The sequence below is a fragment of the Serratia sp. FGI94 genome (assembly GCF_000330865.1).
In the GTDB taxonomy this organism is placed as follows: Bacteria; Pseudomonadota; Gammaproteobacteria; order Enterobacterales; family Enterobacteriaceae; genus Serratia_B; species Serratia_B rubidaea.
This window is the reverse complement of sequence record NC_020064.1, coordinates 4632483-4645502: the sequence shown is the minus strand read 5'-3', so window position 1 is coordinate 4645502 and position 13020 is coordinate 4632483. Positions and strand designations below refer to the sequence as shown.

General features: G+C 59.4%; 5 protein-coding genes and 2 pseudogenes. 4 read left to right on the top strand and 3 right to left on the bottom strand.

The window, feature by feature from the left end:
- Window positions 1–67: 67 nt before the first annotated feature.
- Both D781_RS21225 and yhjD read right to left on the bottom strand, forming a co-directional pair.
- Window positions 68–1390, bottom strand: coding sequence for an MFS transporter (locus D781_RS21225; RefSeq protein WP_015962275.1), 1323 nt, complete (start codon window positions 1388–1390; stop codon window positions 68–70).
- Window positions 1391–1729: 339 nt separating this feature from the next.
- On the bottom strand, window positions 1730–2740 hold the full coding sequence (yhjD, locus tag D781_RS21220; protein WP_015962274.1) for an inner membrane protein YhjD: 1011 nt from the start codon (window positions 2738–2740) through the stop codon (window positions 1730–1732).
- A gap of 405 nt (window positions 2741–3145) precedes the next feature.
- Here yhjD and spy point away from each other — a divergent pair, with 405 nt between their 5' ends.
- On the top strand, window positions 3146–3637 hold the full coding sequence (gene spy, locus D781_RS21215) for an ATP-independent periplasmic protein-refolding chaperone Spy (RefSeq protein WP_015962273.1): 492 nt from the start codon (window positions 3146–3148) through the stop codon (window positions 3635–3637).
- Between the two features lie 106 nt (window positions 3638–3743).
- Here the strand turns inward: spy and D781_RS21210 are convergent, their stop codons facing one another.
- Window positions 3744–4961, bottom strand: a complete 1218-nt coding sequence (locus tag D781_RS21210; protein ID WP_015962272.1) for a Tm-1-like ATP-binding domain-containing protein — start codon at window positions 4959–4961, stop codon at window positions 3744–3746.
- 254 nt (window positions 4962–5215) lie between these two features.
- On the opposite strand from D781_RS21210, the gene D781_RS21205 reads away from it, so the two are divergent.
- The 3 genes and pseudogenes from D781_RS21205 (at window position 5216) to D781_RS21195 (ending at window position 12584) form a co-directional block, all read left to right on the top strand.
- Window positions 5216–5881 (top strand): TetR/AcrR family transcriptional regulator, encoded by a 666-nt coding sequence (locus tag D781_RS21205; protein WP_015962271.1) that lies wholly within the window; start codon window positions 5216–5218, stop codon window positions 5879–5881.
- A 458-nt stretch (window positions 5882–6339) separates the two neighbouring features.
- A pseudogene (locus D781_RS21200) lies at window positions 6340–9422 on the top strand (autotransporter outer membrane beta-barrel domain-containing protein).
- A 94-nt stretch (window positions 9423–9516) separates the two neighbouring features.
- Window positions 9517–12584: pseudogene (locus tag D781_RS21195) on the top strand (autotransporter outer membrane beta-barrel domain-containing protein).
- Window positions 12585–13020 lie beyond the last annotated feature (436 nt).

Sequence of the window (13020 nt, the reverse complement as noted above, 5' to 3'; positions counted from 1 at the left end):
GATAAATGCTTTTGATGACAGAAAACAGCGCGGCGTGCGGCCCGCATGGAGCGGGCCGCAGAGGGGGTTACAGCGACTGGTGGCGGGTTTCTTTCATCAGCAGTAGGGCGATCAGCGTCAGCGTCGCCATCGCCGCCAGGTACATCCCGACGTAGAACAGGCCATAGTTGGCGTTCAGCCAGGTGGCGATATAGGGCGCGACCGACGCGCCAAGAATCGAGGCGACGTTATAGGAGAAAGAGGCGCCGGTATAGCGTACTTCGGTCGGGAACAGCTCCGGCAGTAGCGCGCCCATCGGGCCGAAGGTCAGCCCCATGATGCTCAGGCCGCACAGCAGGAAGGCCATCACCAGCGCCTGGTTGCCGGAGCCGAGCATGGTCGGGAACAGGAAGGCGAAGCCGATCATCAGCAGCGTGATCACCACCATGGTTCTACGACGGCCGTAGGCATCCGCCAACAGACCGGCGATAGGCACCATGACGCCAAAGCCGATGACCGCCAGCATCAGCATCCACAGGAAGCTTTCTCGCGAATAGCCGAGCCCCAATGGCTGTGCGGCGGTGCCATAGGTCATTGAGTAGACGGTCATCAGGTAGAACAGCGTGTAGGTCGCCAGCATGATAAAGGTGCCGAGGATGGTGACCTTCAGATGCTTGCTGAGCAGGGTGCCGAGCGGGATCTTCACCTGCTTGCCCGCCTTCACCGCTTTGGCGAACACCGGCGTTTCATGCAGAGAGACGCGCACGTACAGGCCGATCAGCACCAGCACCGCGGAAAGGATAAACGGCAGGCGCCAGCCCCACGCCATAAACTGCTGGTCGGTCAGCAGCCAGGAGAGCAGCAGGAAGGTACCGTTGGCGAAGAAAAAGCCGATCGGCGCGCCCAGCTGCGGGAATGAACCGTACAGCGCGCGTTTGCGCGGCGGGGCGTTTTCGGTTGCCAGCAGCGCCGCGCCGCCCCATTCGCCGCCGAGACCCAGGCCCTGACCAAAGCGCGCCAGCGCCAGCAGCAGCGGGGCGAAGACGCCGATGGTTTCATAGCTTGGCAGCAGCCCGATCAGCACGGTGGAAATACCCATGGTCAGCAGCGAGGCGACCAGCGTGGCCTTACGGCCGACGCGATCGCCAAAGTGGCCGAACAGCGCGGAGCCGATCGGACGGGCGACGAAGGCGACGGCAAAGGTCGCCAGCGACTGCAGGGTGGCGGTGGTCGGGTCGCCCTGCGGGAAAAAGATATGCGGGAACACCAGCACCGCCGCGGTGGCGTAGATGTAGAAGTCGAAGAATTCGATAGCGGTGCCGATCAACGAAGCGACCAGCACTTTTCCCCGGGAATTGATTGGTGCGGACGCATCGTTGGCGTCGGCGGATGTTGTGATGGAGGCTTGCATAGTTGTTTCTTATATTTTCATTATGTAAAAGGCCATCTTATGCCACAGCAAAACCCCTTTTCAATGGCGTAACTTTGTACAATGCGGGAAATAAACGCTTAATAAGATTAAAGTTTTACCTTTGCGTTTATCTGTGGAGTTTAACGTCACAAAAATACCTCAAGGCAGTGGGAAAGGCTGGAAAAGAGGGAAAGAAAAGTAGATGGGTAGTGCGTTGTGCTGCTTTTGGCGGGGCGGCAAGCGTGTGGTTAGCGTTATCTTCTGATTTTTAGGCCTGTTTTTGGCATAAAGAACCGGCCATCAGACGATGACCGGTATATTCACGTAGTTAGCCGGCGGTCATTCTGGTTTGGCCGGCGGAGATTTATCGTCCTTATACTGCGCGGTGGCGATCCAGGCGGCGCAAAACAGCGTCAGACGGGCAAAAAAGTAGAAGAAGGCCATCAGCCCGATAACCGAGCCAAACGCCGCGCCGGACGGGGATTTCGCCACCTGCGGCAGCGTCATGGTCATCACGAACTTGATCACTTCAAAGCCGATGGCGGCCATCAGCGTGCCGCGGAACAGCGCCTTCTTATTGGGCTTGTGGCGCGGCAGCATCCAGAAAATCCACAGAAACAGCAGATAGTTGGCGAAGATGGAGATGGACAGCGCAATCAGCGTCATCGCCGGACGCAGCCATTCGATGCCATCCAGCCCCAGCGCGCGGACGATGGCCGCCTGCGCCGAGCCGGCGATAGAGGTCAGCGACAGCGTGACGATCAGCGCTACCACCAGGCCGGTCAGCGAGATAAAGTCGCGGGTGTATTTAAAATAGATTTTTTCCTGATCCTGCGGGTTACGCTCCCAGACGTCGCGCGACTGCGCGCGTATCGCTTCACGCAGGTTGCCCATCCAGCTGATGCCGGAATAGAGCGCCAGCGCCAAACCGGTCAGGCCGACGGTGGTGCGCTGCTGGATGGCGGTATTAACGGTGTTTTTCAGCGTGTTGGCCAGCGTCGGGTCGCTGATGCTGCCGACAATCTTGTTGATCAGCTCGGTCAGCAGGTCCTGATTGGAGGCCAGCACAAAACCGACCGCGGCGAATGACACCATCAGAATCGGGATCAGCGACAGGAAAGAGAAGTAGGTAATGGCGGCGCCGAACTGGCTGCCCAGCCGGTCGTTAAAGCGTTCGGCCGCACGCAGCAGGTGGGCAATGCCCGGTCTGGCCTTGATATGTTCCACCAGACGGGAAAAACCGGAGATGCCCCGGTCAATCTTGTGGTTCCCGGTCTTGATGTCGATCAGCGGTTTGGCTGACTCGCCCGTTTGGCGCTGCTGGGGGGTGTTCTCAGATCCTGTAGGCATTACTCACGCTTTCCTTATATAAAAACCTATAACCTTCACCATTATAGCCAAAGCGGCCATGGATTTGACCCCGACGCCGGGAATTGCTCCACTTCCCGGCGTCATGCGGCCCGGCAGGCAAAAAATGGCGGAAATTCGGCCGCGAACGTAAATTAGACTGCGTAATTAATCGGCGCGTGTTACCTTATTTATCCCGCTTTTTTTCGTTATGGGATAAATCTTGCCAAAGGACAGACGCCATCTCCATAATTCGCTCATAATTGATGAATAAATCCTTTTTGGGTTTTAAAAAGTTTACACTCCTTCGCATTAATCTATATTCTTGCGCCTATTATTATCTCCGACGACACGATGAGCCTGTTAAGTACAGCGCTCCTGATAAAGAATATTTTTAAGGAAATGATTATGCGTAAACTGACTGCTTTATTTGTTGCCTCTACTCTGGCGCTGGGTTCCGCCTCCATGGCGTTTGCGGCTGATACCGCCACCACCGCCGGGGCGGACAACGCGCCGATGAAAATGATGCACCATAAAGGTCCGGGCAAAGGCGGCCCGTTCGCGGGGCTGAACCTGACCGAGCAGCAGCGCCAGCAAATGCGCGACATTATGAAAGAAGCGCACCAGAAACGCGGCCCGGGTATGAAAGAAGAGCGCCAGGCGCTGCATACGCTGGTGGCCTCCGACAGCTTTGATGAAGCCAAAGCCAAAGCGCAAATTGATGCCATGAGCAAGGCGCATTCCGAACGTATGCTGGCGCGCGCCAAAGCCGAAAATAAAATGTATAACCTGCTAACGCCAGAGCAGAAAAAACAATACAATGAGAATTATCAGAAACGCGAACAGAAAATGATGGAGCACATGAATAAAATGAAAGCGCAGCACGAGGCTGCCGAGTAATTAACCGTGTAATGTGCGAAATAAAAATAACAGGGCCAGAGCGATCTGGCCTTTTTTATTTATATTTTTAACGCCGCAGTATGGTGAGAAGAATGGCCCGGCGGAATTATTTTACCGCGGTGATGGCATGGAACTGCGCCACCACCGCGTCGGCAAATCGCACGTCGTTGATATGATAGGGCGTTTTAATCAACCGGCGCCGCGTGGTCTGCAGCAGGGTTTGTTCCAGCGCGTCGACAAAGGCGCGCAGCGCCAGCGGATCCCAGAACGGTTGGCCAGGCGCATCCAGTGAGGAGAGACCACCCTCCGGTATCACAAAGCGAATCTCTCCCGGGCAGGCATTCAGCTTTTCGCCGATCCAACGCCCGATATGGGCATTTTCTTCTGCGGTGGTGCGCATCAGCGTCACCTGGGTGTTGTGATTATAAAAATGCCGGTCGGCATAACGTGCCGGGATGGTTTTGGGATGACCGAAATTAATCATATCCATGGCGCCGCAGGACAGCACGCAGGGAATACCGGTACGGGCAATGGCACCAAAACGGTCTTCGCTGCAGGCCAGCACGCCGTCGAACAGATAATCGCCCACCTCGGTGGTGGTCAGATCCAACACCGCATTCAAGAGCCGGCTGTCGATCAGCTTTTCCATCGCCTGCCCGCCGCTGCCGGTAGCGTGAAACACCAGGCAATCCCATTGCGCTTCGATGGCGCGGGTCACGGCCTGGATACACGGCGTCGTCACGCCAAACATGGTCAAGCCGGTGGCCGGTTTGCTGAGCACGTCGTCATCGGTATGGAAGCGCACTGCGCCGGCGATCTGGTGTGCGGCATTGCCCAGCACCTTGCGTGAAATGCGGTTCAGGCCGGCAATATCGGTCACGGAATACAGCATGGCGATATCGCTGGCGCCGACATAGCCGGAAACGTCCCCGGCGGCCATACTGGAGACCATCAGCTTGGGCAGGCCGATAGGCAGCTGCTGCATTGCCGGGGTGATCATGGCCGTACCGCCGGAGCCGCCCATGCCCAACAGGGCGGCGACATCGTTGCGCGACAGCATAAAGCGTTCAAAAGCGATGGCCATGGCGGCGATAGCCTGACCACGGTTCTGACAAAAGACGGCGGTTGCGCCTTCCGGATGAAAAGTGGCTACGTCGGCCGCCGAAATGTCGGCCGGGTAGCGTACGGGCATGTTATGGGTGGAAAGATCGACGGTGATGGTGGGTAAACCGAGGTTGTCAATCAAACCACGCACATACGCCAACTCTTGTCCTTTGGTATCTGCTGTGGTAGCAATATAGACAAAGGTTGGGGTATTTCTCATCGTCTGTTCCTGAAGAAAGGCCGGCCATGAGTGCCGAACTGATTGTTTCTAATGATAACTTATAATAGTAGTTTGGAACCCTGGTGTTGGTACAATTAGATACAGCCGATGAATTTGTATACATAATGAGACTGCGGTATCATTAATGCAAGTCCTTTTTAACGATAAATGAGACTAACGTCTCATTTTTTGCATTTATAGTTCGCTTTTGCGACGCTGGAAGGGCCAGGATCCTGCCTGTCAGGTTTTTCATTATGCCGCCTGTGAGCCGGTATGATTTGTGTGAGGTCGATGTGTCGCTATCCGCTTTTCCCGCATCGCGGGACGAACCCCTAACCCATACGCGCGCCAGAACGCGCAAACTGCTGCTTGCCAGCGCGATGGAGCTGTACGATGACGGCGCGTTTCCGTCGATCACCGAACTGGCCGCCCATGCTCAGGTATCCCGCGCTACCGCCTATCGTTACTTCCCGACGCAAAGCGCGCTGATTACCGCCGTGGTGGCGGAAAGTCTGGGGCCGATTTTGCAGTGGGAACCGCATGATGATGATGCGCTGCTGCGCATTCAGCAGCTGCTGGCCTTTGCTTACCCGCAGATGGAGCAGCATGAAGGCGCGCTGCGTGCGGCGTTGCAACTCTCTCTGCAGCAGTGGGCCAATGCCACGCCGGGAGAAAAATTCGTGCGCGGTAACCGCAAACGCCTGCTGAAACTGGCGGTCGAGCCGTTGCAGGATAAATTGCCGCCGGAGGCGCTGCAGCGCGTGATCCACGCTTTCTCGCTGATTTACGGTTCAGAAGTGTTCCTGGTGTTGAAAGATATTTGGGGACTGGAGCTGAGCGGTATTCAGGACGTGACGCAGTGGATGGCGAAAGCGATTATTCGTCAGGCCGAAGAAGATGTGCGCAACAGCAAAAAATAACCAGCAGGATAATCCATTTTTAGCGCATTGCCGGCGTTGAACCTAGAATTATTCACTAAACGAATAGGCTATGTAGTTATAATTTTTACTGATAATTACTAAGCCAGAATTCCGCGCAACCGGAACTCTGAGTAAATATTTTGCACACAAATTATCAATTAATTCATTGATAATCATATTATTAACTTGATATCAATTTCCTGCCAAATAAGACTATTGCCATGGTCTAATTAGCATTCACCACTCTTTCACTTCGCTTTTCTCTCTCTGGTTAGCGGAATGTTTTTCCGTAATGGCGTTTGCCATCGCTTTTCGCCTGCCGGGCGAAGTGACCATTGTTGTGCTTTATTTATTTGGTGTTACAAAAACGTAACACATAAAACCAATAAAACATTTGCAAACAACAATGGACGGTATCTGGGATGGTCAGTCAACGTAAAGAGAATAAGCCGGGGCGGATGGGGGCGGCGTTTCCCGCGCCGGTGAAGCAGCGTATGCAATTAAGCGCCGTCGCCTGTTTTTTGGCGGTGATCGGCAGCGGGGCGCAGGCCGCCTCCTATGTGGAAAATGGCCGGCCCGGCGACGCGGCCAGCTGGCGCAGTAATGAATTTAATGCCGAATGGGGGCTGGGGGCGATTCATGCCGACCAGGCCTACGCCGCCGGTTACACCGGTAAAGGTGTCAAGCTGGGGATTTTCGATCAGCCGGTTTATGCCCAGCACCCGGAGTTCGCCAGTCAGGACAAAGTGATCAACCTGGTGACGCAGGGGGTGCGGGAATACACCGACCCCTATATTCCGGTGAAGAAAGGTGACGCCTTCCGCTATGACGGCACGCCGAGCGTTGGGTCAGACGGCGAGTTAGGTTCGCACGGTACGCACGTCGGCGGTATTGCCGCCGGCAACCGTGACGGCGGAGAAATGCACGGCGTGGCCTTCAATGCGCAGATCATCAGCGCGGAGAACGGCGACCCAGGCCCGGAAGATGGCATTATTCTTGGCAACGACGGGGCGGTATACAAGGCCGGTTGGGATGCGTTGATTGCCAGCGGCGCAAGAATTATCAACAACAGCTGGGGGATCGGCATTACCGATAAGTTTGCCGAGGGCGGTTCCGATCCGGCCTATCCTCACTTTACCGTCGATGATGCGCGTAAACAGTTCGAACAGATCAAACAGATTCTGGGCACTAAGCCGGGCGGCGCCTATCAGGGAGCGATTGATGCGGCGCGCAGCGGCATCGTCACCATCTTTGCCGCCGGCAATGACGATAACCTGAATAACCCCGATGCCATGGCCGGGCTGGCCTACTTTGTGCCGGATATTGCGCCGAACTGGCTGTCGGTTGCCAGCCTGCAGGATCCGCAAGGCACCGGGGATTACTCTATCAGCACCTTCTCTTCCCGCTGCGGCTACACCGCCAGCTTCTGCGTTTCGGCGCCGGGGTCGAAGGTTTACAGCTCGGTGATTGAAGGCACCACGCCGGACAATCTGACCACCGGCTATGCCAAGTACAGCGGTACTTCGATGGCTGCGCCGCACGTTGCCGGCAGCATTGCGGTGTTGATGGAGCGCTTCCCGTATATGACCGGCGCGCAGGTGGCGTCGGTGCTGAAGACTACCGCCACCGATATGGGCGATCCGGGGATTGATGCGCTGTACGGCTGGGGGATGATTAATCTCGGCAAGGCGATCAACGGGCCGGGGATGTTCTATACCGAGCAGGATATTCCGCAAGAGTTCCGCGTGCCGGATGAACAAGGCGTTGCTTATGGTTCCGGCCAGTTTGTCGCTAACCTGCCCGGCGTCGGCGCGGTGCTCGACCGGGGTAAACCGACCGAGCGGGTGTGTGATGACGTCCACTGCGGTCTGGATATCTGGAGCAATGATATCTCCGGCCACGGCGGCCTGACCAAAGAGGGCATCGGTACGCTGGTGCTGACCGGCAACAACAGCTACAGCGGGCCGACGCTGGTGAATCAGGGCCTGCTGGCGGTGAACGGTACGCTGGCGTCGGACGTGACGGTACAGGACGGCGGCGTACTCGGCGGCTCGGGCCGCATCGGCTCGCTGACCGCCAACGCCGGCGCCACCGTGGCGCCGGGCAACGATCGGCACGTTGAACGTGACCCGCACGTGACCTTTGCTGCGGCTCGCGCTACGCGGTGGAAGGCGGCACGGACGGCAGCAGCGATCGGATCGTCAGCGGCGGATCGGCGCAGATCGACGGCGGCGAGGTGGTGATGCTGCTGGATCAGCAGAACGTGCTGAACGGCGAGGGCGGCGGTAGCGCCATCGGTCAGTATGACATTCTGCAGGCGCAGCAGGGTATCAGCGGGCAGTTTGACGGCGCGACGACCAGCTCGCCGTTCTGGACGCCACGCTGTCGACGCAGGGCAGCCAGCTGACGGCCGACGTGGCGCGTAACGACACCGCGCGTTCGCCAGCGTGGCGACGACGCAGAACGAGCGCTCGGTTAGCGGCGGCGGCCGGATGCGCTGGCGGCGGGCAACCCGGTATATGAAAGCATTCGGCCTCCCGGCAGCGCGGGGCAGGCGCAGCAGGCGTTCCCGCCAGCTGTCGGGGCACGATCCATGCGGATATCGCCTCGGCACAGGTGAACGACAGCCGCTACCTGCGTGACGCCGCTGAACACGGCCGTCTGCGTCAGGCGGAAGGGCTGGCGACGGCGCCGGACATCAAGGCGGATGACGGCGGCGCGCGTGGGCGCAGTTTACGGCGCGCGTGGGAGGACCATGCGTCCGGGGATGTGAATGCCACCGGGCTATCAGGCCTCGACCGTACGGGGTGCTGTTGGGTCTGGACTCGGCCTATGACGACTGGGCGGGCTGGGGGTGGCGACCGGCTACACCCGCACCTCGCTGGACGGCGGCTACGGCTCGAACGCGGACAGCGACAACTACCACCTGGCGGCGTACGGCAGCAAGCAGTACGGGGCGCTGGCGCTGCGCGCCGGAGGCGCTTACACCTGGCACCGGTTCGATACGGCGCGCTCGGTGAACTACGGGCTGCAGTCGGACCGTGCGACGGCGAAATACAGCGCGCGCACCGAGCAGCTGTTCGCGGAGGCGGGCTACAGCGTGCAGGGTGAGTGGGTGAACCTGGAGCCGTTCGTCAACCTGGCGTACATCAACTTCCGGAACAACGGCATCAGCGAGTCGGGTGGCGCAGCGGCGCTGCACGGCGACAAGCAGCATACGGACGCTACGGTGTCGACGCTGGGGCTGCGTGCGGACCACCAGTGGCAGCTGAGCCGTGAAACGGCGGTGACGCTGCGCGGTGAGGCGGGCTGGCAGCATCAGTACGGCGAGCTGGAGCGTGGCACGGGGCTGAAGTTCCGCGGCGGCAACGCGGCGTTCGTCAGCAACAGCGTGCCGGTCTCGCGTGACGGCCTGTTGCTGAAGGCCAGCGCGGACGTGGCGGTGAGCCAGAACGCGTCAGTGTCGCTGGGCTACGGCGGCCTGCTGTCGGATCGCCATCAGGATAACAGCGTCAACGCCGGCTTCACCTGGCGCTTCTGATTCAGTGCCTATCCATTGTTAACACTCAGGGCCGCCCATTCGGGCGGCCCGTTTTCCCATGCGACGAGCAGAACAAATATCAAAGGTAACGGGAATGAAAGCATCTACAGGAAAGAAAAGGCCGACATGGAAACTGAATGCCTTGCTGTGTTCGCTGTTGGCGGCAGGCAGCGTGCAGGCGGACGACGGTAAAATCGGCGACCCGGGCAGCTGGCGCAGCGCCGAGTTTAATGCCGACTGGGGGCTGGGGGCGATTCACGCCGATCAGGCCTACGCCGCCGGCTATACCGGCAAAGGGCAGAAAGTGGGGATCCTGGATACGCCGGTGTATAACCAGCATCCCGAGTTCGCCGGCGACGGCAAGCTGACCAATGTGGTGACGCAGGGGATCCGCGCCTATACCGATCCTCACCGGCCGGGCATTAACGCCGGCGATCCGTTCTATTTCGACGGCACCTTCCATTTTTATAGCGGCGAGACGCTGAGCAACCACGGCGTGCACGTGGCGGGCATCGCCGCGGCCAACCGCGACGGTGCGGGCATGCACGGCGTGGCGTTTGATTCACAGATAATCAGCGTGGACAACGATAACGACGGCCCGGCCTACGGTGAATTTCTGGGGCTGGACGGCGCGGTGACCAACGCCGGCTGGCAGGCGATGATTGAAAGCGGCGCGCGGGTGATTAACAACAGCTGGGGCGTCAGCATCCCTGATTTCCTTTCTGACGGTGGTAAAGACCCGGATGCGTTGCACTTTGAACTGCGCGATGCGCAAGAGCAGTTCGATCAGGTGAAGCCGCTGCTGGGCAGCCTGGCCGGCGCGGGTTACCAAGGGGCGATCGACGCCGCGCGCCACAATATTCTGGTGTTGTTTGCCGCGGGCAACGACGGTAACTACAACCAGCCGGACGTGATCAGCGGGCTGGGCTATTTTGTGCCGGATATCGCACCGAACTGGCTGACCGTTGCCAGCGTGGCGCAGGATGACGCGTCGACCAACAGCGTGCCTTACACCCTCAGTTCTTTCTCAACCCGCTGCGGCTACACCGCCAGCTTCTGCGTCGCTTCGCCGGGCAGTAAAATATACAGCGCGGTGGCCAACGGCTCCGATCCGCAACAGCTGACGTCGGACTACGGCAATAAAAATGGCACCTCGATGGCAACGCCGCACGTGACCGGTGCGGTCGCCGTACTGCTGCAGCGTTTCCCTTACCTGTCGACGGCGCAAATTGCCGACGTGCTGAAAACTACCGCCACCGATATGGGCGACCCGGGGATCGATGCGCTGTACGGCTGGGGGATGATTAACCTCGGCAAGGCGATCAACGGGCCAGGGATGTTCTATACCGAGCAGGATATTCCGCAAGAGTTCCGCATCCCTGATGCCGAGGGCGTGGCCTATGGTCCTACGCAGTTTGTCGCCAATATTCCGGGGGTGGGCGCGGAGCTGGATAGCGGTACGCGCTATCAGCGCATCTGTGATGACGTACACTGTGGCCTGGAAGTTTATTCGAACGATATCTCCGGTCACGGCGGCCTGACCAAAGAGGGCATCGGTACGCTGGTGCTGACCGGCAACAACAGCTACAGCGGGCCGACGCTGGTGAATCAGGGCCTGCTGGCGGTGAACGGTACGCTGGCGTCGGACGTGACGGTGCAGGACGGCGCGGCGGCGTGCTCGGCGGCTCGGGCCGCATCGGCTCGCTGACCGCCAACGCCGGCGCCACCGTGGCGCCGGGCAACTCGATCGGCACGCTGAACGTGACCCGCGACGTGACCTTTGCCGCCGGCTCGCGCTACGCGGTGGAAGCGGCAACGGACGGCAGCAGCGATCGGATCGTCAGCGGCGGATCGGCGCAGATCGACGGCGGCGAGGTGGTGATGCTGCTGGATCAGCAGAACGTGCTGAACGGTGAGGGCGGCGGTAGCGCCATCGGTCAGTATGACATTCTGCAGGCGCAGCAGGGTATCAGCGGGCAGTTTGACGGCGCGACGACCAGCTCGCCGTTCCTGGACGCCACGCTGTCGACGCAGGGCAGCCAGCTGACGGCCGACGTGGCGCGTAACGACACCGCGTTCGCCAGCGTGGCGACGACGCAGAACGAGCGCTCGGTAGCGGCGGCGGCGGATGCGCTGGCGGCGGGCAACCCGGTATATGAAAGCATTCTGGCCTCCGGCAGCGCGGGGCAGGCGCAGCAGGCGTTCCGCCAGCTGTCGGGGCAGATCCATGCGGATATCGCCTCGGCACAGGTGAACGACAGCCGCTACCTGCGTGACGCGCTGAACAGCCGTCTGCGTCAGGCGGAAGGGCTGGCGACGGCGCCGGACATCAAGGCGGATGACGGCGGCGCGTGGGCGCAGTTTATCGGCGCGTGGGACCATGCGTCCGGGGATGTGAATGCCACCGGCTATCAGGCCTCGACCTACGGGGTGCTGTTGGGTCTGGACTCGGCCTATGACGACTGGCGGCTGGGGGTGGCGACCGGCTACACCCGCACCTCGCTGGACGGCGGCTACGGCTCGAACGCGGACAGCGACAACTACCACCTGGCGGCGTACGGCAGCAAGCAGTACGGGGCGCTGGCGCTGCGCGCCGGGGGCGCTTACACCTGGCACCGGTTCGATACGGCGCGCTCGGTGAACTACGGGCTGCAGTCGGACCGTGCGACGGCGAAATACAGCGCGCGTACCGAGCAGCTGTTCGCGGAGGCGGGCTACAGCGTGCAGGGTGAGTGGGTGAACCTGGAGCCGTTCGCCAATCTGGCGTACATCAACTTCCGGAACAACGGCATCAGCGAGTCGGGTGGCGCAGCGGCGCTGCACGGCGACAAGCAGCATACGGACGCCACGGTGTCGACGCTGGGGCTGCGTGCGGACCACCAGTGGCAGCTGAGCCGTGAAACAGCGGTGACGCTGCGGGGTGAAGCGGGCTGGCAGCATCAGTACGGCGAGCTGGAGCGCGGCACGGGGCTGAAGTTCCGCGGCGGCAACGCGGCGTTCGTCAGCAACAGCGTGCCGGTCTCGCGTGATGGCTTGTTGCTGAAGGCCAGCGCGGACGTGGCGGTGAGCCAGAACGCGTCAGTGTCGCTGGGCTACGGCGGCCTGCTGTCGGATCGCCATCAGGACAACAGCGTCAACGCCGGCTTCACCTGGCGTTTCTGAGCCTGCACATCGTCAGTATTACATTCAGGGTCGCCGGTGGCGGCCCTGTTTTTTTCCGCAGAGGCAGAAAAATTGCCCTAATCTTCTCTCCTGCCGGTAAAATCCCATAAAAAAAACGGCCCCCTGATGGGAGCCGGTTCAATGGGGGGTACATCTTTATTATTAGCGATAAAGGCTTTTACTCTGAACGGTGTGCCGTTGTCCTAATGCATACTGTCTTTTAGAACCGGCAACCTGAACGAGTTTCCCTGGTGTCGTTATGGTTATAAGTACTGGTGTTTTATTTTTATAGTGTGTTGCTGTGTGTAGCTTTTGATACCATGTTTGACTATAAAACATGGTGTGTCAAGCAATGTTTGAGATTAATCTTGCATATGATGCTAATATTGAATGATGTTCGAACACGATAACATGTCAAAGCGACTGAAAAATTAGA

Excerpts from the sequence above, each read along its gene's own strand:
- D781_RS21225 (WP_015962275.1), bottom strand. The coding sequence starts at position 1,390 with ATGCAAGCCTCCATCACAACATCCGCCGACGCCAACGATGCGTCCGCA.
- yhjD (WP_015962274.1), bottom strand. The coding sequence starts at position 2,740 with ATGCCTACAGGATCTGAGAACACCCCCCAGCAGCGCCAAACGGGCGAG.
- spy (WP_015962273.1), top strand. The coding sequence starts at position 3,146 with ATGCGTAAACTGACTGCTTTATTTGTTGCCTCTACTCTGGCGCTGGGT.
- D781_RS21210 (WP_015962272.1), bottom strand. The coding sequence starts at position 4,961 with ATGAGAAATACCCCAACCTTTGTCTATATTGCTACCACAGCAGATACC.
- D781_RS21205 (WP_015962271.1), top strand. The coding sequence starts at position 5,216 with ATGCCGCCTGTGAGCCGGTATGATTTGTGTGAGGTCGATGTGTCGCTA.